Annotated in this window: 17 protein-coding genes, 2 pseudogenes and 1 other annotated feature; of the genes and pseudogenes, 12 read left to right on the top strand and 7 right to left on the bottom strand. The window is 61.2% G+C overall.

Going from position 1 to position 20329, the window contains the following annotated elements:
• Positions 1 to 157 precede the first annotated feature (157 nt).
• The gene (locus FFM81_RS08370) at positions 158 to 4090 is read right to left on the bottom strand and encodes a metal-binding protein (RefSeq protein WP_138384143.1); all 3933 of its coding nucleotides are present in this window, start codon (positions 4088 to 4090) and stop codon (positions 158 to 160) included.
• A gap of 380 nt (positions 4091 to 4470) precedes the next feature.
• A complete protein-coding gene (locus tag FFM81_RS08375; RefSeq protein WP_003564407.1) occupies positions 4471 to 4857 on the bottom strand; it encodes a GNAT family N-acetyltransferase in 387 nt (128 codons plus the stop codon).
• A 221-nt stretch (positions 4858 to 5078) separates the two neighbouring features.
• Between FFM81_RS08375 and FFM81_RS08380 the strand changes: the two are divergent.
• Positions 5079 to 5324: pseudogene (locus FFM81_RS08380) on the top strand (SOS response-associated peptidase family protein); the annotation flags it as partial.
• A 236-nt stretch (positions 5325 to 5560) separates the two neighbouring features.
• Here FFM81_RS08380 and uvrB read toward each other — a convergent pair.
• Entirely contained in the window at positions 5561 to 8611 is a 3051-nt protein-coding gene (gene uvrB / locus FFM81_RS08385; protein ID WP_138384144.1) for an excinuclease ABC subunit UvrB, read from the bottom strand.
• Positions 8612 to 8813: 202 nt separating this feature from the next.
• On the opposite strand from uvrB, the gene FFM81_RS08390 reads away from it, so the two are divergent.
• From FFM81_RS08390 to FFM81_RS08405, 4 genes are all read left to right on the top strand, one after another.
• Positions 8814 to 9155 (top strand): lipoprotein, encoded by a 342-nt coding sequence (locus tag FFM81_RS08390; RefSeq protein WP_025416454.1) that lies wholly within the window; start codon positions 8814 to 8816, stop codon positions 9153 to 9155.
• Between the two features lie 422 nt (positions 9156 to 9577).
• Positions 9578 to 9973: a DUF982 domain-containing protein gene (locus FFM81_RS08395; RefSeq protein WP_138384145.1), complete on the top strand. Its 396-nt coding sequence runs from the start codon at positions 9578 to 9580 to the stop codon at positions 9971 to 9973.
• Positions 9974 to 10110: 137 nt separating this feature from the next.
• Positions 10111 to 10500, top strand: a complete 390-nt coding sequence (locus FFM81_RS08400) for a hypothetical protein (RefSeq protein WP_003564399.1) — start codon at positions 10111 to 10113, stop codon at positions 10498 to 10500.
• A 196-nt stretch (positions 10501 to 10696) separates the two neighbouring features.
• Positions 10697 to 11074, top strand: coding sequence for a hypothetical protein (locus FFM81_RS08405; RefSeq protein ID WP_173883766.1), 378 nt, complete (start codon positions 10697 to 10699; stop codon positions 11072 to 11074).
• Between the two features lie 97 nt (positions 11075 to 11171).
• Here FFM81_RS08405 and FFM81_RS08410 read toward each other — a convergent pair whose 3' ends face one another.
• The 3 genes from FFM81_RS08410 to FFM81_RS08420 all read right to left on the bottom strand — a co-directional run bounded on the left by FFM81_RS08410 (position 11172) and on the right by FFM81_RS08420 (position 12888).
• Positions 11172 to 11660: a DUF805 domain-containing protein gene (locus FFM81_RS08410; protein ID WP_138384146.1), complete on the bottom strand. Its 489-nt coding sequence runs from the start codon at positions 11658 to 11660 to the stop codon at positions 11172 to 11174.
• A 91-nt stretch (positions 11661 to 11751) separates the two neighbouring features.
• The gene (locus tag FFM81_RS08415; protein ID WP_138384147.1) at positions 11752 to 12519 is read right to left on the bottom strand and encodes an adenylate/guanylate cyclase domain-containing protein; all 768 of its coding nucleotides are present in this window, start codon (positions 12517 to 12519) and stop codon (positions 11752 to 11754) included.
• A 165-nt stretch (positions 12520 to 12684) separates the two neighbouring features.
• On the bottom strand, positions 12685 to 12888 hold the full coding sequence (locus FFM81_RS08420) for a hypothetical protein (RefSeq protein ID WP_003564392.1): 204 nt from the start codon (positions 12886 to 12888) through the stop codon (positions 12685 to 12687).
• A gap of 125 nt (positions 12889 to 13013) precedes the next feature.
• Here FFM81_RS08420 and FFM81_RS08425 point away from each other — a divergent pair, with 125 nt between their 5' ends.
• From FFM81_RS08425 to FFM81_RS08445, 5 genes and pseudogenes are all read left to right on the top strand, one after another.
• A complete protein-coding gene (locus FFM81_RS08425; RefSeq protein WP_003564390.1) occupies positions 13014 to 13802 on the top strand; it encodes a DUF899 domain-containing protein in 789 nt (262 codons plus the stop codon).
• Positions 13803 to 13896: 94 nt separating this feature from the next.
• Positions 13897 to 14260 (top strand): annotated as a pseudogene (locus tag FFM81_RS08430) (DUF4087 domain-containing protein).
• A 227-nt stretch (positions 14261 to 14487) separates the two neighbouring features.
• Positions 14488 to 14862, top strand: a complete 375-nt coding sequence (locus FFM81_RS08435) for a response regulator (RefSeq protein ID WP_003564386.1) — start codon at positions 14488 to 14490, stop codon at positions 14860 to 14862.
• Positions 14863 to 15009: 147 nt separating this feature from the next.
• Positions 15010 to 15065 (top strand) — a sequence feature (sul1 is cis-regulatory element that is thought to sense ions involved in sulfur or methionine metabolism; They are found in Alphaproteobacteria).
• 70 nt (positions 15066 to 15135) lie between these two features.
• Entirely contained in the window at positions 15136 to 16602 is a 1467-nt protein-coding gene (locus FFM81_RS08440) for a SulP family inorganic anion transporter (protein ID WP_025416450.1), read from the top strand.
• Positions 16603 to 16684: 82 nt separating this feature from the next.
• Entirely contained in the window at positions 16685 to 16939 is a 255-nt protein-coding gene (locus FFM81_RS08445; RefSeq protein WP_003564382.1) for a hypothetical protein, read from the top strand.
• Between the two features lie 24 nt (positions 16940 to 16963).
• On the opposite strand, the gene FFM81_RS08450 is transcribed toward FFM81_RS08445, so the two are convergent.
• Positions 16964 to 17881 carry a LysR family transcriptional regulator gene (locus tag FFM81_RS08450; RefSeq protein ID WP_025416449.1) on the bottom strand — a complete coding sequence of 306 codons (918 nt, stop codon included), beginning with the start codon at positions 17879 to 17881 and terminating at the stop codon, positions 16964 to 16966.
• 100 nt (positions 17882 to 17981) lie between these two features.
• Here FFM81_RS08450 and FFM81_RS08455 point away from each other — a divergent pair, with 100 nt between their 5' ends.
• Both FFM81_RS08455 and FFM81_RS08460 read left to right on the top strand, forming a co-directional pair.
• Positions 17982 to 18863 carry an NmrA/HSCARG family protein gene (locus FFM81_RS08455; protein WP_003564379.1) on the top strand — a complete coding sequence of 294 codons (882 nt, stop codon included), beginning with the start codon at positions 17982 to 17984 and terminating at the stop codon, positions 18861 to 18863.
• A gap of 259 nt (positions 18864 to 19122) precedes the next feature.
• Positions 19123 to 19932, top strand: coding sequence for a class I SAM-dependent methyltransferase (locus FFM81_RS08460; RefSeq protein WP_003564377.1), 810 nt, complete (start codon positions 19123 to 19125; stop codon positions 19930 to 19932).
• Positions 19933 to 20329: the final 397 nt, after the last annotated feature.

Raw genomic sequence — 20329 nt, forward strand, 5'->3', positions numbered from 1 at the left:
GCCGCGGGTTGGAAGCTCGCAGCACCGTGAGCATGGCGCTGGTTTAAGTGGGCGCGCCGACGCAATTGCCGGCGCTGCTGATTTCATTGAGCCATTCGGATGCATTCCGCGTTCGAGGGGACCCAGGTGTGCGTCCCCTGCAATGGCCGTGTCGAGTTTAGATCAACGCGTCATGCAGCAGGCTGGACGACGACGGCTCGAAGACGTCCTTCACGGCCACGGTGAAATCGTGGCTAGTGGCGTTTCCATCTGCGTCATAGGCTTCGGCGGTGAAGGTCAGGCTATGGGTGCTCTCAAAGTCGATCGCAGCCTTGGTCTGGATCTTGTTGCCAACGAGCTTGAAGATGCCGTCCGCATCGTCCGTCAGCCGCCATTTCACAATGCCGCCTTCCGGATCGCGTGCCGTAAGCAGGCCGACCGAGGTGCCGATCGCGACATTCTCGGAGATAGAACTGCGCGAGAAGGCGAGATTGATCGGCGCCTTGTTGACCGGGGCTTCGTTGACGTCGAGCACGTTGATGGTAATGTCCTTTTCGACCGTGACCTTGCCATCGGAGACGGCGACCTTGATCGTGTGCGACTTGTCGGTCTCGTAGTCCAGCGCCTTCGAGGTGACGATGCGGTTGCCCTTCAGACGGAAGTGGTCGCCGGCGCCATCGAGCAGCGTGTAGGTGAGGGCGTCGCCATCGGCGTCCTTTGCGCTGAGCAGTCCGACCGTCGTCCAGATCGGCGTGTCCTCCGAGAGGGCGGTTTTCGAGAGCTTGATATCCGTGGGTGCGGTATTGTCGAGTTTGAATGTTTCCGTGGCGAAATCGTAGACGCCATCGGCAAAACGCGCGAATTCGATGCCTGTCAGCGTATCGGTTCCTTCCTCGGCGCTGGTCAGGATGTGATCGCCATTGTTCAAAGCAAGGGAATAATTCGCGAAATTGCCTGAAAAGATCGCGGTGTCGATGCCGGCGCCGCCGATCAATTTGTCGTCGCCGCTACGGCCATTGAAAAGGTCGTTGCCGCCACTGCCGTCGAAAATGTCGTTGCCGTCGGTGCCGACAAACTCGTCGGCGCCGCCGCCGGTCTTGACGTCGATGCCGGAGGCATAGCCTGTGATGAACGACCCAAGATCTCCCAACTCATCGGAAAGATCGAGGTGGGCGCTGTCCGTCACTGCCAATGAAGGGCGAGAACTGTCGAACGGATCGGTCAACCAGATGATCTTATCAAAGCTTTCGAACTGCGCGCTCGAACCCTCAACCAGGCCAGTCGTTTGAAGGGTTTCGATGTTCTTGATCGTCAGGCCTGCCAGCGTGGAGGCTTGCAAGGTATCAATCCCGGCACCGCCATCGATTGTTCCGGAAGCCAGTGAATCATATCTTTGAATGGTTATGGCATCGTCGCCGTCGCCCCCATCGATGTCGTAGACCTCAGGTGTAACGTCGAACAGTTCACCATCTGAGATAAAATCGTTGCCCGCGCCGCCTCTGATGACGTCATTCCCGGTGTTGCCCGAGAGCTGGTCATCGCCGTCGCCGCCATTCAGACTGTCATCGCCATCTCCGCCCGTGAGCAAATCACTGCCATCACCGCCATTCAGAGTGTCGTTGCCATCTCCACCGTGGATCCAATCGTTTCCGGCGCCGCCGCTCAGCGTGTCTGCGCCGTAACCGCCCGCGATTTTATCGCTGCCAGCGCCGGTGGTGATGGTCGAATCACCGCCGCCGAAGTCGGTCACATCTGCAAAGGCTGAGCCCAGTTCGTCGGAAAGGTCTACCGTCCCTGAATCTGAAAGGAACAGAATGACCGGGGAGAGAGGTTCGGTCGGTGAGTTGCGGATGATATCGTAGGCTTCGAACTCAGCGCCGGTCATGGTCGTTATGAAGCCATATGTATCGAGGATATTCAAAGGCCCATTCGGTGGAGTATCGCTGCTTGTGAAGGTTTCCGTGGCGAAATCGTAGGAGCCATTGGCAAAGCGGGCGAATTCGACGCCTGTCAGCGTATCCGTCCCCTCCGCAACACTTGTCAGGATGTAATCGCCATTATTCAACGCAAAGGAATAATCGGCGAAATTGCCTGCGAACAGCGCCGTGTCGATGCCCGCGCCGCCATTGATGGTGTCGTTGCCAGCGCCGCCGATCAAGTTGTCGTTGCCGGCATTACCGTTGAGGATGTCGTTGCCGCTGCTGCCGTCAAAAATGTCGTTGCCGTCGGTGCCGGTAAACTCATCGTCACCGCCGCCGGTCTTGACGTCAATGCCGAAGACATCGCCGTTGATGAACGCTCCTAGATCTCCCAACTCGTTGGCGAGATCGAGGTGGACGCTGTCCGTCAGTGTCACCGCGGCGCGAAAATCGCCAAACGGATCGGTCGACCAGACGATTTTGTCGAAGCTTTCGAACTGTGCGCTCGATCCGGCGACAGACCATCCTTCCGTCTCAAGGACTTCGATGTTTTTGATCGTCAGGCCCCGAAGGGAAGCAGCTTGCAGTGTATCGATCCCATCGCCGCCATCAATCGTTCCGGAATTCCACGGAGCCACAGTTCCTACGCTTATCGAATCGTCGCCGTCGCCCGCGTCGATGTCAACGACCTCAGGGTTCAGGCCGAAAATCTCACCATCGTCGATCGTATCGTTGCCGGCGCCGCCCCTGATGACATCGTTTCCGAGGTCGCCGGAGATGTGGTCATTGCCGTCACCGCCATTCAGCGTGTCATTGCCAGCTCCGCCATTGATCCAATCGTTTCCGCCGCCGCCGTTCAGCGTGTCTGCACCGTCGCCGCCTGCGACGGTGTCGTTGCCTGTGCCTGTCGTGATCGCATTGTCCCCGCCTGAGCCCGTGACATCTGCGGAGCCCGAGCCCAGTTCGTCCGAAAGGTCTACTGTCCCGGAATCCGAGATGACTAGGTGAACTGCAACGAGAGGATTGATCTCGGAGTCGCGGATGACATCGTAGGCTTCGAACTCCGCGCCGGTCTTGGTAATCGTGGCGCCGTTGGTGTCCAGGATATTCAGCGGGGTGCCCGGCTCGGGGCTGTTGACCGTGAAGGTTTCCGTCGCGAAGTTGTAGACGCCATCGGCAAAGCGCGCGAATTCGACGTCTGTCAGTCTATCCGTACCATCAAGCACGCTCGTCACGACGCGGCTGCCATCGTCGACCGCGAAGGAGTAATCAACGAAATTGCCGGTGAATGCAGCCGTGTCGATGCCAGCGCCGCCATTAATGGTGTCGTTGCCGGCGCCGCCGGTCAGTTTATCATCGCCGTCGTTGCCATTGATGAGGTCGCTACCGCCGCTGCCGTCGAAAATGTCGTTGACGTTGCTGCCCGCAAACTCATCGTCGCCGTCGCCGGTTTTGACGTCAATACCGGAGAAACCGCGGACAAGGGTCCCGAGATCTCCCAGTTCGTCGGAAAGATCGAGGTGGCCGCTATCCGTCACTACCAGTGAGGGGGCAAAACTGAAGACTGGATCGGTCGATCCGGCGATCTTATCAAAGCTTTCGAACTGTGCACTCGAACCGCTAACCTGAAAATCTGCCAATTCAAGCACTTCGACGTTCTTGATCGTCAATCCCCGGAGCGCTGAGGCACGCAACATATCGATCCCGGCGCCGCCATCGATCGTTCCCGATATCAGCGGAGCGAATCTCTCAATGGTTATCAAATCGTCGCCGTCGCCGCCGTCAATGTCGACGACTTCTGGCTGGAGGCTGCCATCAGGTCCGGTCAAAAAGCCAAAACCACCGTCGGTGATGCTATCGTTGCCGTCACCGCCGATCAATTTGTCGTTGCCGGCATTACCGTAGATCGTGTCGTCGCCAGCGCCGCCGTTCAGTGTGTCCGCGCCGTCGCCGCCTGAGATAGTGTCGTTGCCGGCGCCTGTCGTGATCGTGTTGTCGTCGCTCGAGCCGGTCACGTTGGCGGATACCGAGCGCAGTTCGTCGGCCAGATCTGCGGCGGAGGAATCAGAGACGGTGAGAGACACAGTTGCGGTAGGATTGGCTTCAGAGTAGCGGATAACGTCGTAGGCTTCGAATTCAGTTCCGGTGTTGGTAATTGTAGCGCCGTTTGTATCCAGAATATTCAAGGCCATATTTTAATCTTCCCCAAAAGATGCGTTTTACTCTGAAAAATGAGAAATATCCGAAAGAACCGTTTATTGGTTCAACGGACGACAACCTGTCGGGGATCTATGCCAACCATTAGTGAAGTTTTCAATGAAAAATTGTGATTTTTTCTTGGTTTTTTAACGAAAAAGTAAGGCTGAAATACTCGGCAATAACTTTGAATTTGCAAACCAAAAGTCGTATTTTAGTCTTTTAATTTATATCCGCCTTGTGTCGCCATAAGCTCGCGGTATAGGCGTGAAAACTGTAATTGGCGTTGCGCGGCGGCGCCTGACCATCGGCGTTGCTACCCGCCTGATGACGGGCGTGGGCCTGCCGTATGAGGACGGCTTCCGGTGAGAGGCTGTCAAGCGAGCTTGATGAGACCAGCCGCGGTCGGGGTAAATCCGCAGGCGCGGTAGAAGCCGGTCAGGTGCGGCTCGAAATCGACATGCAGCCACTCAGCGCCGCGCTCTCGCGCAACTCTCGTCGCTTCCCTGACCAACCGCGTCGCAATTCCCTGGCGGCGCATGGCGGGATGAACCGACGTGTCGAGGATAAAGGCATGAATGCCGCCATCCCAGGCGACGTTGACGAAGCCGACGAGTCTGTCGTCGTGATAGGCGCCGATATGAGTGAGGCTGCGGGACAGGATGCAGGAGAAATCCGGTGCCTCGGGCGTGTTCCACGCTGCTGACCAGAGGGCGTTGAGTTCGGTGGGTAAGGGGAAGGGGTCGATGCGGAGTTCGGGCATGGGTGGTTTCCATTTCGTTTGTCGCGTCGCTTGCCGGACGTGTTTTTCTGCCAATGCCGCTTGCTTTGCAACGGGATCGATTGCTGGCGCGGGCTATCGCTCAACCTGGGCGTGAGACCGCCACTTCTCCCCCTTTCCTCGTCACAGGAGCCCAGCCAACGCACGTCTGCACCGTGAATGACCCTTGCCGACGTTTTCATTTCCAAACCAAGCCCCACGAAGGGGCATTCATCCGCAACTTCGCCGTCGTCACCTGCGAGCCGAATGAGAGGATGGCTGTGATTCATGACCGAATGCCGGTCGTCCTGCATCGCGCGGATTACGAGAGATAGCTGTCAGCCGAACCGGACCCGAACGAACTCCTGAAACCTTTCCCACCCGAATTGATGACGATGTGGAAGATCGGCCGGGATTCACCGGCTCGGGCGGAGCCATTCATGAACCATGCGGCGGAGACATCCTCATGAGGAGAGGAAACGCATGCAAGACGGATATCGGAACGCTCCTAAGGTCGTTCCTCAATAATGAGCTTCGCAAACAGCCTCAGCGTCGTATCCAGATTTCGGCGGCTATGCAGTCGGCAAGCGCCGAAACCTCCATGTCATCGAACCGATTGCGCGGGATACGGCAGATTTTCTATGCACCTATCTCCGCGTCAGGCTGCGCGGGGAACCGGCGAACAGGGAAGGTGTCGCCGCTTGCCTCACCGCCCCGGTCGCCCGGTCTTCCCCTTCGTACGACCCTTGCGCTTCTGCTCGCCCGGCTCCTCATAGCTCCCGGCTCCTACCTTCCCGCGCACGACCGGCCGGATGCCATCATCCCGCTCCGGCTGGCCCTCCAGCAGCGGCGAGTACCGCTTCGTGCTCTTGGCGGCATCCGGTTTTTCCGGCACGTGGCCGGTCACCGGTTTTTCCGTGCGGCCGACGGTCATTTCGTCGAGGGTGTTGCGGCGGAAGAGGCTCTTGTCTGCGGGCGTGGCGACGTGGCGGCCCATTTCGTCGAGGTCCGGTTTGCGGAAGAGCGGTGTGGTAGTGTCGGTGCCGGGGCCCATGTCGTCTAGGGTGGGTCTTGAAAAGTAGGAGGGGGTGGTGACTGTGGCTTTCCCCTCCCCAACCTGACCGGGATCGAGCCCCTCGTCTCGACCCGTCCTTCGGACCCCCACAGGGGGGAGGGAGTCGGTTGCGGTCGGGGCGCCAGTCTTCTTTCTGCCTGAACCTTCCATCGCCTTGGCTTCCTCGCGGGCCATCGGGTCGTCCATTGCGGCGAGTTCCACGGCCTTGAGGCGTTTGATTTCGTCGCGGAGGCGGGCGGCTTTTTCGAAGTCCAGGTCGGCCGCGGCGTCGCGCATGCTCTTTTCGAGCGCGTTGAGATGGGTCTGCAGGTTGTTGCCGACGAGGTTGCCGCCATCGGCGAAGCCCTTGCCCGAGATGCCCGAGATATCGGCGCGGACGTGGTCGCGTTCGTAGACGCTATCGAGGATGTCGGAGATCCTGGCCTTGACCGATTCCGGGGTGATGCCGTGCTCCTGGTTATAGATCATCTGCTTTTCGCGGCGGCGGGCGGTTTCGTCCATGGCGCGCTGCATGGAGCCGGTGATGTTGTCGGCATAGAGGATGACCTTGCCGTCGACGTTGCGCGCGGCGCGGCCGATCGTCTGGATCAGCGAGGTCTCGGAGCGCAGGAAGCCTTCCTTGTCGGCGTCGAGGATGGCGACGAAGCCGCATTCGGGAATGTCGAGGCCTTCGCGCAGCAGGTTGATGCCGACGAGCACGTCGAAGGCGCCGAGGCGGAGATCGCGGAGGATCTCGATACGCTCCAGCGTGTCGATATCCGAGTGCATGTAGCGGACGCGCACGCCCTGTTCATGCAGATATTCCGTCAGGTCCTCGGCCATGCGCTTGGTCAGCACGGTGCAGAGGGTACGGTAGCCCTTGGCGGCGGTCTCGCGGATCTCGCCGAGCACGTCGTCGACCTGGGTGCGGGCCGAGCGGACCTCGACCGGCGGGTCGATCAGGCCGGTCGGGCGGATCACCTGTTCGGCGAAGACGCCGCCGGATTGTTCCATCTCCCAGCCGCCGGGGGTGGCCGAGACGGCGATGGTGTCGGGGCGCATGGCGTCCCATTCCTCGAAGCGCAGCGGTCGGTTGTCCATGCAGGAGGGCAGGCGGAAGCCGTATTCGGCCAGCGTCGCCTTGCGTCTGAAGTCGCCCCGGTACATGCCGCCGATCTGCGGCACGGTGACATGGCTTTCGTCGATGAAGACAAGCGCGTTGTCGGGGATGTATTCGAACAGCGTCGGCGGCGGATCGCCGGGGTCGCGGCCGGTGAGATAACGTGAATAGTTCTCGATGCCCTGGCAGGAGCCGGTGGCTTCGAGCATTTCGATATCGTAGCGGGTGCGCTGCTCCAGGCGCTGGGCCTCCAGCAGGCGGCCGGCTTTTTCCAGTTCGGCGAGGCGGAGTCTCAGCTCTTCCTTGATCGATTTGATGGCGCCGTTCAGCGTCGGGCGCGGCGTGACGTAGTGCGAATTGGCGTAGATCTTCACCGATTTCAGGTCGCCGACCTTCTGGCCGGTGAGCGGATCGAACTCGGTGATGGCGTCGATCTCGTCGCCAAACATCGAGATGCGCCAGGCGGCATCTTCCAAGTGGGCGGGGAAGAGCTCGATCGTGTCGCCGCGCACCCGGAAGCTACCACGGGTGAAATCCATGTCGCGGCGCTTGTATTGCTGGGCGACGAGATCGGCCAGCAGTTGGCGCTGGTCGAGCCGGTCGCCGACCGACATCTGGAAGGTCATCGCCGTATAGGTCTCGACCGAGCCGATACCGTAGATGCAGGAGACCGAGGCGACGATGATGCAGTCGTCGCGTTCGAGCAGTGAGCGCGTCGCCGAGTGGCGCATGCGGTCGATCTGCTCGTTGATCGAGCTTTCCTTCTCGATATAGGTGTCGGAGCGCGGCACATAGGCTTCCGGCTGGTAATAATCATAGTAGGAAACGAAATATTCCACCGCATTGTCGGGGAAGAAATTCTTGAATTCGGAATAGAGCTGGGCGGCCAGCGTCTTGTTCGGCGCCAGGATGACGGCCGGGCGCTGGGTCGCTTCGATCACCTTGGCCATGGTGAAGGTCTTGCCGGAGCCGGTGACGCCGAGCAGCACCTGGCTGCGGTCGCCATTCTCCAGCCCCTCGACGAGATCGCGGATCGCCGTCGGCTGGTCGCCGGCCGGCTCGTAATCCGATTTCATCAGGATACGGATACCGCCTTCGGATTTATCGGGGCGGGCAGGGCGGTGCGGCGTCCAGATCTTGCCGTTCTTGTGCAGCGGATTGCCGCTTTCGATCAGCGCCGACAGCGCTTCGACCGTGGCGGTGACGCCGCCGGGCGAGATCTTGTCGGCATCCTCGAGCGAGATGTCGAGACCCGCCACCGGGTTGAGGCCGGCGGCGGCACGAGTCTTCGGATCGGTCGAGCCGCCGATGGAAACGCCGCGCGCGGTCTTGCTCGCCGTCGCCTTGTTGTTGACGCTGACGGCTTCGGAGTGCTTGCGCGCCTCGTTTTCAACCTTCTTGCGGTGCTTGCCGGCCTTGGACGCGATTTCACGCTGCGACTCGACGCCAGCCGCCTCGGCATCGGCCTCCAGCTGCTTCACCCAATCGGCAACGGAGCCCGACAGGGGAGCGCCCTCGAAGGACGATTGAGGGGCTTCCTCGAAACCATTCGAGGCGGGGGATTTCTTCGGAGATTTGGCCATGGCGCGAATATGGAGAGAGTCACCGCGAAAGGGAAGAGGCAAAGAGTACAAAAGGGAAACGAACTGTTTGTTCGAAAGATGGAATAGTTCTCGCGCGGACGCAGCTGAGGACCAAACAATAAAAGCCTGTGGTTGAAGGCCTTGGCTCCTCCCCCATTGCGCGAGCCGATGTTACAGCTATTGCGGGAATTGGGGACCATTCATGAACAAGATCATTATCGCATTCGCCGCAACCGCAGCCCTGGCCGGCTGCGCCAAACGTCCTGACGCCATTGTACAGGCCGACATTCCGATGGCAGCCTACACCAACCTGAGTTGCCAGGCGCTCGCCGTCGAACTCAAGAAGGAACAGGTCAAACTCGATGGCTTGTCCAAGCAACAAATCAGCGCGGCAAACGGCGATGCTTTCGGCGTGTTCCTCGTGGGCGTCCCGATCGGCAGCGTCGCCGGCGGGGATAAGGAAGGCGACGTTGCCGTTTCAAAAGGCAAGGTTTCCGCTATGCAGTCTGCAGGTATGAGCAAGGGCTGCAAGCTGCCAGGTTAATGGCAGGTCTTGCTGGCTGCACTGGTGCGACATTTGATGGTGTGGAGCTGAGGGCGAGACGCATGGCAGCGTTCGCAGTGCATATGTCGCGACTCCGCGCACCACATGCTTGCTTCGCGAGCAGATTGTCTACGTGGAATGAATTTGCAAGATGGGTATCGGACCGGTGCCCGGATGCGATAATCGAGGCATCGCTGCCTCCCAATAGAGAGCCGCCTCGTCCCTCCAGGCCCCTGCGGGGGCGTCTCAGGATGAGGCTCTCCGAGTCTCCGGCGCGAGGCGGTGTGCAGCAGGAGCCGGAAGCGAGGTGGTCTCCTCCAACGTCTCTTACGGCGCACGCGGCATCCCCAACGCACCTCATCCAGAGGCGCGCAACCCATGGGGCAAGGCCTCGAAGGACATGCTGCGGCATTGTTTCCTGCATGCCCTGTGCCTGGCAAAGATGTGTCACGAATCTGTGCTGGAACCGAAATTGGTACCCCGCATTTCGCTTCTTTCACTCCAGCTCAGGTGCTCCTGCCATTAGTGACCATTCCGCCTTCTGGAAGAAAGCGATCTCGATCAACCTTGATACCGGCGAACGGCTGGTTCTCCGGTCGCCGCAGGACGCGCTTTCTGCGCTCGTCTCCGACTGGCCGATGAATGGCGGCGTCCATCAGCAGCGGGCGATGGATTTCTGCCGTGCCTGGCTTGCCGGGCGCATGCCGGCCGAGACGGTGCGGCAGGCGTTCGTCCTTGCGGCGCTGGAAGCCGGCGTGGCGATCAGCGATGATGATCAGACCGGGGCCGAAAGTCCGGTTTCAAACTCTCCGGTATAAAGGCAGTGACGCAGAGGTGTTCGGCCGTCGCGCGGCCAGCGGCGCCGCGTCAACTATGTTCATGTAATATTATTCCCGCTGTGTTTGTAGGAATGCGCAGCGTTTATCACGCTCCGATTCTTTGGAGATTCACCTGAATGAGAATAAAACTTCTTGCCTGCGCTGCCCTGCTGATGCTGGCCGGCTGCAACGCCCCCGTGTCGCAATCCGTTGCAGATTCCCAGCGTCCGCCCTCGAGCGACGTCCGGCAGAACTTCATCAATGTTGTATTCAAGAGAGTTTACAGACACGAAGCGGGGGAAGTCGTTTGGGCTCGGATTTCGAGCGTGGTGCTGCTTGAGCCCGAGAAGAAGATCTATGCTTATTGCGTGCGGATAGTGCCTAAGCGTGGCTGGGGCGACTGGGCCTATCTCGGCGTCTCCTTCACGGATGGAAAAATACTGGGCGCGACGGTGAACGACGATCGCTGCCACGACAAGCGGCTGCGCTACTACCCGTTTCCTGAGATGAACGGCATGAAGACCTGAGGCAGCGCGAAGGCTCCGGTCGGGTCGCCGTTCGAGATTTTGCTGAGCGGCGGCGCGGCTTCCTCCAACCTTTCTCATGCGGAGATGCGCGGCCCGCAGGACGGAGCCTCGACGTACGGGCTGTGCGTTCCTTTTTGCAGCCATGGCCTTTTGGAAACGGCCGATCGATCGACCTCGATACGGGAGATTCAACTGAATGAAGATCAAATTCCTTGCTTGCGCTGCCGCGCTGGCACTGGCCGGTTGCCAAACTCCGGCGCCGAAATCCGTTGCAGACTCCCAGCGTCCGCCCTCCAATGCGGTTCGACGCGAATACGTCGATGCTCTGCGGGGAACCATTAAAGCGGGGAACTTCGTGAAGGCAGAGATTTCCAGCGTGGTTCTACTGAATCCGGAAAAGCAGATCTATGCTTATTGCACGCGTACGACGGAACGTGCTTACCCAGACTGGTCCTATATCGGCCTTGGCTTGCAACACAACATGATATTGTACTTGAAAAAGGACGACTATCGCTGCCACGACAAGCGGCTGCGTTCCTATGATTTTCCTGAATTGCGGAACATGAAGTACTGAGACAGAGGCGAGCTCTTGCCAACCTCGCCGGTCCCTTCCGGATGCCGTCAGAAGCGGACTGCGCACCCCGCAGTCCGCGTCATGACGATGGACCCGCTCAACCCGCGAGGACCACCATCCTCACACTTTGCTCAAGAAAGACGGCTTCCCTGGAATCATCCACCATCGATGCCCTGCAGTACCATACGAGCACGATCACCGATCCAATGAGAGGTATTAGTCCAAGAAGCTGCCACCATCCGCTTCGGTTGATGTCGTGAAGGCGTCGGGCGGCCACGGCGATCCACGGAAGAAACGTGGCCAACGACCAGATCCGGCTCAAGGTTTCGCTCCGATCCACGATATACAAAGCGACGGCGACGAGAAAGACGAAGAGTACCGAATACCAGAATTCCGATCGGCTCGCTCTGCCGCTGAAGTTCACATAATTCTTGAAAAACCTTCCTATCGCCTGGCCGAAACCCATGGCCTGCGGCCGGCCGCCGAAGCGGTTCGGCCCAACCAGCGGCTTTCGTAAGACGAAGAACAATGCCACGCCGATCGGGATCAAGACGATCAACCAGTGAAACAGAGAAAAACTGCCCATGATCCGATGTACTCGCAATCACAGCTTGAGAAATTGCGGCTGTCATGTTGGCGGCGGGATGATGCTTCGAGCAGGCCGCAATCGCCGTCGCTCAGTGCTTGACCAGCACACGTGCCTGCACCGGTTGCTCGATGCCCTTCAGGGCCAGCATGCGGGTTTCGGCGCCCGCCGCCAGGTCGGGAGCCTTCGCTGCCGTATCCGCCGAGACCAGGATCTCGCCCGCCGCCGCGTGGGATTCCAGCCTGGCGGCCTGGTTGACGACGCCGCCGATTGCGGTGAAATCGCTGCGGAAGCTGGAGAATTCGCCGATCCGAACCTCGCCGGAATGGATGCCGACGCCGACGCCGAGGGTGCGACCGGGCAGGGCCTCGAGCGTCAGCTCGTTCAGCGCCGCGGCGCAGTTGCGCTGGATCTCCTGGGCGGCTAGGATCGCGGCGGCGGCGTGATCCTTGCTGACGATCGGGAAATTGAAGATCGCCATCAGGCCGTCGCCCATCTGCTTGTTGACGATGCCGTCATGCGCCCAGATCGCCTGGGCGCAGCGATCCTGGAACAGGCTGACGATCGCGCTCAGCTGTACCGCCTCGATGCGCTCCGACAGGTCCGTGAATCCCCTGATATCGGCAAACAGGATAGTGGCGTCGACGGTGATCTGGCGCTGCTTCTTGACGTACTGGAAGGAGCGCTCGCAGATCGTGCAGATATCCGGGTTCATCTTGCTGCGGGTGATGCCCAAGGCGCGGAAGGGCAAGGCGAACGGGCCGCCGATCGGAATCGGCATATGCATCTGGTCCCAGCAGCCGCGGCAGATCCTGGCGCTGCCGTGCCTGGCCGGCTCACCGGAGGAGGCTGTCGTCATATCGAACAATTCCTCGTCCAGAGCATGGTGCCGAAAGGTGTGAGCGGTTTCCTTATGACATCATGCTCTAACAGTTTAATTTAGAACAGCATGATTTTTGGCCCACCAGCTTAAAATCATTCTGTTGCGGGCGATCGATCAATGTCTTGAACAAGGGGAAGCAGGTCACCGCGGGATAGCGCTACCGACCGTCCATCCCAGCGCTTCGACGCCCAACAACCCGTCGGCGACATAGGCCGCGCCGAGGCAGCCGACGAGGGCGACAAGGCTTTTGCAGAGTCCTTCGTCATTGATGATCTCCAGGTCGACCGACGGCGGTCTTGGAAACGGGCGGAACGAGAACTTCGCCCAGGGCTCGAATAGCGCCACACTTGTTACTCCCACTGGCCGAGATCCGCTGCCAGACTATCTCCCGCAACAGTGACAAGCAGCGGACGGACGCGTGCTTTGCATCCCCGAAGCGCCGGTATTCGCCGTAACCAGGAGATTTCAAAATGACCACAACAGCTCAGAACGGCGGACAGAAGGCCATGCACAGACCCGCGGTCGTGTCGCAGACAGCCTGGGACGCTGCCTGGAAGCAGATGCTCGTTAAGGAAAAGGCCCAGAGCCATGCCCGCGACGCGCTTGCCGCCGAGCGCCGGCGCATGCCGTGGATGGCCGTGGAGAAGGATTATGCATTCGAAGGGCCGCAGGGCAGGGTCAGCCTGCTCGACCTGTTCGAGGGGCGCCACCAACTAATCCTCTACCGCGCCTTCTACGAGCCCGGCGTCTTCGGCTGGCCGGAGCATGCCTGCCGCGGCTGCTCGATGGTGGCCGATCAGGTCGCCCATGTCGCTCATCTCAACGCCCGCGACACGACGCTGGTCTTTGCCTCGCGCGGGCCGCAGGCCGATATCGCGCGGCTGAAGGCGCGGATGGGCTGGACGACGATACCGTGGGTGACGATCACCGACAGCTTCGACAAGGATTTCGGCGTCGACGAGTGGCACGGCACCAACGTGTTCTACCGCGACGGCGAGCGCATCTTCCGCACCTATTTCGTCAACAACCGCGGCGACGAGCAGATGGGCGGCACTTGGAACTATCTCGACATCACGCCGCTCGGACGCCAGGAAGTCTGGGAGGATTCGCCCGAGGGCTATCCGCAGACACCGACCTACAAGTGGTGGAACTGGCACGACAGTTACGCTGCTGATGCCGAACCCGACAAGAAATGGGTCGAGGTCTCCGACGCCGGCGAGGCGGCGTTCCGAGAGGAAAGCGCCAAGGGGAAATCGTGAGAGGTGGCGCGACGATGAAGATCTGAATGACCTCGGTTGCCTTGCCGGCCACTGACCATGCATAGTGGCCGGCGATGCGGAGGGGGCGGCGGCGATGAGATTGCATGCGCTTGTGGTGATGATGCTTCTCGCACCTGCGGCGGCGCATGCCGAAAGGCGCTGCGGCTGGCTGGACAATCCCTCGACGGCGAACTGGTCGCATCAATGATGCCGGCGGCGGCTGGATCATCATGGAGAATGGCAGCGGCTACAAAGCCGAAGGAATGGACAAGATCCCCGACCTTACGACCGGCGAATACGTCTACACCCATGCCACGCACGGCTATGCCTGCGCTTGCATGGACGTGGAGATGGACGGCGAGGGAGGGATCAGCCGCATTCATTCCGTGCGGCAATTGCCGCTTTCCCGATGCCGGAGCGATGCCGCCATCGGCTGGTTCCTGCACAGAGGCGAGTGACGTACACACCGAACAGAAGAGCGTTCGTTAGCGAGGCCGCGGCAGTGGGAACTTCTGCGCCTTCGGCGTGTTCGGTCCGGCGGCCTAATCCCCGATCACGGCAACACCGAGCGACTACGTTCGGCTTCTGAAAAGAAATTTCAATGCAAAGTGGAAACATTCCGGGGCAGGCAGCGTTATACCCGTTGCCGTAGCTGTGCCCGCGGTCCGATAGGGGAGGCTCAATCATGAGGGTCATGATCGTTGAAGATGAGAATATCATCGCTCTGGAGCTCGAACGCATTGCGCAAGAGGCCGGACACCAGACCATCGGGCCGGTTTCGACGGTGGAGCAGGCTCTCGCCCACGCTCATAGAAGCGATGTGGCGCTCGTCGATCTTAATCTCTCGGATGGGGCGAGCGGCGCCCAGCTGGCGCGCCGGCTGATCGACCGCCACGGCGTGGACGTCATCTTCGTCACCGGCAGTCCGGAAAATGTCGGCCACGGCATCGACGGGGCGCTCGATGTGATCTCCAAGCCTTTCACCGACGAAAGAATTGTCAGCGCGCTTTCGCAGGCAGAGGCCAGACGCAAAGATTTCGGCGGCAAGGCGGCGGTCTGACGAAAGGGAGTTTGACGTCGCCGAGAAGGTGGGGCTGGAAGAGCCAGAGTGCTTCGGTCGGCAACAATTGGGCGGCTTCCGCTTTTCATCCTGTGCATTTGAATGTTGCACTGCGGTAAATATCTCGTCTATACCACAGGCATTCACCACGGACCCGGTGAGACCCCGGGTGGCTCTTCTGGCCGCCGATCCGCCAGACAACGCAAAACCTGCATGCCATCACGCGACCGCTCGGCAGAGCGTGTCGGGCCATGCTTTGCGAGACTCCATCCCATGCTGCTTTCCTCCATCCGTCGCGATTGGTCCGCCAATCCCATGCGCGAAGTGCTTGCCGGAGCGGTGGCGACCTTCGCCCTGATCCCCGAGGTCATCGCCTTTTCCTTCGTGGCTGGGGTCGACCCCGAGGTCGGCCTGTTCGCCTCCTTCATCATTAGCATCGTCATTGCGTTTACCGGCGGACGACCGGCGATGATTTCGGCCGCCGCCGGATCGGTGGCACTGGTCGCGGCGCCGCTGGTGCATTCCCATGGACTGGCCTATCTGTTTGCAGCCGGGCTGCTGGCGGGGTTGCTGCAGATCGCGTTCGGCCTGCTGCGGCTCGGCGTGCTGATGCGCTTCGTATCGAAATCGGTGCGCACCGGCTTCGTCAACGCGCTGGCTATTTTGATCTTTGCCGCGCAGATGCCGCATGTCATCGGTGCCGCGCCGCTGGAATATGCCGTTTTGATCGCTGGGCTGCTGATTATCTATGTGACGCCGCGGATCACGACGGCGATCCCGTCGCCGCTGATCTGCATTCTGATTCTGACTGTCGCCTCAATGTCGCTCGGGTTGCCGGTGCTGACTGTCGCCGACCTCGGCAAGCTGCCGGATTCGTTGCCCGTCTTCGCCTGGCCGGCGGTGCCGCTGACGCTGGAAACCCTCCGGATCATCGCCGGACCGGCGCTTGCCATCGCCATGGTCGGGCTGCTGGAATCGATGATGACGGCGAGCGTCGTCGACGATCTCACGGATACGCCGAGTTCGAAGAACCGCGAATGCACTGGTCTCGGCCTCGCCAATGCGGCCGCCAGCCTCTTCGGCGGCATCGCCGGCTGCGGCATGATTGGCCAGACGGTGAGCAATGTGAAATATGGCGGGCGCGGCCGGCTCTCCACGCTGTTTGCCGGCGCCTTTCTGCTGATTCTGATGGTCCTTCTGAAGCCCTGGGTCTCCGAGGTTCCGGTTGCCGCGCTGGTGGCAATCATGGTCATGGTGTCGATCGACACGTTCGACTGGTCGTCGCTTCGAGCCGTGGTGGTTCATCCCAGGATGTCGAGCGCGGTCATGGTTGCGACCGTTGTCGTCACGGTTTTTACCGCCAACCTGGCGCTCGGGGTGACGGTCGGCGTGCTGCTCAGTGGCGTGTTCTTCACCTTCAAGGTCGCCCGTCTGCTGCGGGTGGACGTGGCCTCCGATCAGGCTGGCGGGCGGATCGCCTACCGCGTGTCCGGTCAGGTGTTCTTTGCCTCCGCCGATGTCTTCATCGATGCTTTCGACGTCCAGGATGCGATCGGCAAATCCGTGCTGATCGATGTGTCCGAGGCGCATTTCTGGGACATCACCGCTGTTGCGGCACTCGACAAGGTGGTGCAGCGCTTCCGGGCGCACGGCATTTCCGCCGAGGTCGCCGGCCTCAACCTGGCGAGCGCGACATTGATCGGAAGCCTCGACAGCACGGTGGTGCTGAAGGAAGTGTGACGGGCAGACGCCACTTCTCTCTTGGCGTCCGGATTGATTGTGGCATCATGCCGGGGATGCTTTCCCAGGAAAGATATTCCAGATGAAGCACACGCTCATTGCCATTCTTTTCGCGCTCACTGCCTGCGCCAGCGTCGGCAGCGGTCCGCAGCCTCTTCCAGGCAGCCTCACCTATGGCGGCAAGGTCGTTCATTCGCCCTATCGCACGGGAACGGTGGTCAAGCACACCTTTCTCGGCCAGTTCGGCGACCGCGTTTTCGAGAGCTATGTCGTCCAGGCTGACGGAACGCTGAAGCTCACGTCGCAGAGCACGGGACCAGACTTCCTTTGGCGGTGAACGAGCCCCGCGGCCTCACCAGGACTACCGCAAGACGACGGCGAGATCGCTGCTCTCGTTTACCGCATTCAGGCGCTCGGCCGCCACCTGGATGAACGCCTTGACCAGCGGCGATAGGTGCTGGCTGCTGGGATAGACGACATGCAGGCCGCCGGCCGGCGTGGTATAGTCGGGAAGAACGCGGCGCAGCCGGCCATCCTTGATGCAGGTCTCGGCATGTACGTGCGGCAGCTGGGCGATGCCGTGGCCGGCGATGGCGGCGGCCATGACCGCCTGCATTTCATTAGCGGCGAAACGGCCCGATACCGCGACTGTTTCCTGGCCGTGCGGCCCTTCGAGCAGCCATTGCGCCTGGGTGGATTGGCCGGCGATGACGCAATCGTGGCGGACAAGATCCGCCGGCTGATCGGGCGCGCCGCAGCGTGCGAGATAATCCGGGCTGGCGCAGAGCGCCCTGTAGGTCGAGCCGAGCTTGCGGGCAATCAGGGTGGAATCTTCCAGAATGCCGGTGCGGAAGGCGAGGTCGATGCCGTTTTCGATGAGGTTCAGCCGGTCGTCGGTCAGGCGCAGTTCGACCTTGGCTTTCGGGTAGGTCGCCAGGAAATCGAAAATCGCCGCGGCAAGGAAATGGCCGCCGAATCCCACCGGCGCGGAGATGCGGATCGTGCCGGCAGGTTCGGCCCGCGTTTCGGCCAGGCGGAGGTTGGCCTGTTCCAGCGTGCGTAGCGCCTGGCTGCTCTCCTCGTAATAGAGGCGTCCCGCATCCGTCAGCTTGAGGCTGCGGGTGGTGCGCTGCAGCAGGCGTACGCCCATCTCGCGCTCGAGCATGGCGATGCGGCGGCTGACGGTCGTCTTCGGTATAGCGAGCAGACGGGCGGCGGCGGTGAAGCTGCCGGCCTCGACGACTCGGGCGAAGACGACGATATCATTGAGGTCGAACATTGTATTCACCAGTGGCACGATGTTTCTCAATAATAGGCTATTATGGTCCAATTCGACAGGCCTAACCTCTGCCATATCGCCAACGACAAGGAGTAGCGACATGAGCAATACGAGAAGCGTTCTGGTAACGGGTGCGACCGGCCAGCAGGGCGGTGCTGTGGTGCGCGCATTGATTTCGCGGGGACATCGCGTCAGGGCAATATCACGCCAGCCGGAGAGCGGCGGCGCAAAGCGGCTGGCCGCCGCAGGGGTCGAGGTGGTCGCCGGCGATCTCGACGACGCGGCATCGGTGACGAAGGCTGCGACGGGCGTCGACACGATGTTCCTGATGGGCAACAGCTACGAGGCCGGGACGGATGCGGAAGCCCGCCAGGGCATGAACGCCGCAGATGCGGCGAAGGCGGCCGGCCTCGGCCACCTGATCTATTCCTCCGTCGCCGATGCCGACAAGAAGACCGGCATTCCGCATTTCGAAAGCAAGTATCTGGTCGAGAAACATATTGCCGGGCTCGGCATTCCCTACACGATCAGCGCGCCGGTCGCCTTCATGGAGAATACCGTGGCGCCATGGGCAATCGACGGGCTGCGCCAGGGCGTCTATGCGGCTGCGCTGCCGCCGGCTCGCCTGCTGCAGCACATCGCCATCGCCGATATCGGCGGTTTCGTCGCGGCACTCACCGAGCGGCGCGAAAAGGTGTTCGGCAGGCGTTTCGATATTGCCGGCGACGAATTGTCCGGCGAGGAGCAAGTGAAGATCCTGTCAGACGTCCTCGGCCGCCCGATCGCCTACCACGAACTGCCAATCGCCGCGATACGCCAGCAGAGCGAGGATATGGCGCTGATGTTCGAATGGTTCGACCGCACCGGCTACGACGCGGATATCGCCGCCCTGCGCCGGGATTTCCCCGATGTCGGCTGGCACCGCTACGCCGACTGGGCCGAGGGGTTTGATTGGAGTGTGCTCGACAAGGCGGCGGGGTAACACGTTCTCCGCCACATCGTTGTGTCCCCGATGTCGTCAGTCAGTGACGTCGGGGACGCTGTCCGGGAATTCTGAGAGAGGCGACGGGCAGGAGGGCTGGCGGCCGGTTTCCGAACTCGTCGCAATAGCCGCCTCGCTCGGCTATGCTCCTGCCGCCGGCGACACTCTCGAGCTTCCGTGGTCGACCCGATACTTGCGGCCGCTCGCCGCTGAGCCATATGATCGACGCAGGCCATCGTCCTTGAAGGGGGAGACGTCAATGCCGTCGAGTTTCAATGTCGAAAATGCGGATGGTTATGAACGGCTGATGGGGCGGTGGAGCAAGAGGCTGGCGCCGATGCTGATCGATTTCGCCGGCCTCGCGGATGGGGACCGCGTGCTCGATGTCGGCTGCGGCACCGGCAGCCTGACGTTCACGCTCGCCGAAACGGCCGGCCTGCGCGAGATCGCCGCCATCGATTATTCGCCGGTCTTCGTCGAGGCGGCGACCCGCCGCAATACCGATCCGCGCATATCCATCCGCCAGGCCGATGCCTGTGCGCTGCCCTTCGAGGACGGCCGCTTCGACAGGGCAATGTCGCTGCTCGTGCTGCATTTCGTTCCGGAGGCGGCCAAGGCAGTGTCCGAGATGCGCCGTGTGGTCCGCCCTGGCGGCGTGGTCGCCGCTGCCGTCTGGGATCATTATGGCGGCATGTCCGGCATGCGGATGATGTGGGACACGGTTGTCATGCTCGACGAGCAGGCGCTGCCGCTGCGTCGCAGATATTGTTTCCAGCCGATGATGCGTCCGGGGGAATTGAAGCAGAGCTTCATCGCCCAGGGCCTGGCCGACGTCGAGGAGACGTCGCTGCTGATCCGGATGGAATACGCTTCCTTTGATGATTATTGGCAACCGATCGCCGCCGGCGAGGGGCCGCTCGGCAAGTATGTCGCGGGGCTGGATCCGGCGAAGCGAAAGGCCGTCGATGCCGCCCTCCGAGCCGCATACGAAGCCGGCGAGCCGGATGGGCCGCGATCGTTCGCATCGGTGGCCTGGGCTTGCCGCGGTAGGGTGCCTGCGGGCGGATAGGGCGTGATTGGTTCTCCCGTATAAGGGCGAGGTCGGCCACCGGTGGCTGATAGGCGCAAGAAGCATTGTTGCGGCGTGTGCTTCGAGCCTCCGGCCTGCGGTCTGCGCGCCTCAGGATGAGGGGATGTCGGAGGAGGCCGCACTCTGCAAAGCGGCCGTTGGGCGACCGTTCGCTGCGTGAACAGATCGGCGGCGCCGACATCGGGCTCTATGCGGCTAGGCGGGTCGGCCACAACAGACTTGAAGGAGAGCCGCTGCGCCCTGCCGACGATCCGCATCGTGACGTGAGACGATCGGTCCGAGCCTTGGGGGCTTGCCGCCGAACGACGGCGTGCTAGGTAGGGCCTGCCGGTATCTCGCCGGATCACCTATTCCCTCCATAGCTCCCGAGTTTTTC

Source organism: Rhizobium hidalgonense, assembly GCF_005862185.2.
GTDB classification, from domain to species: Bacteria; Pseudomonadota; Alphaproteobacteria; order Rhizobiales; family Rhizobiaceae; genus Rhizobium; species Rhizobium hidalgonense.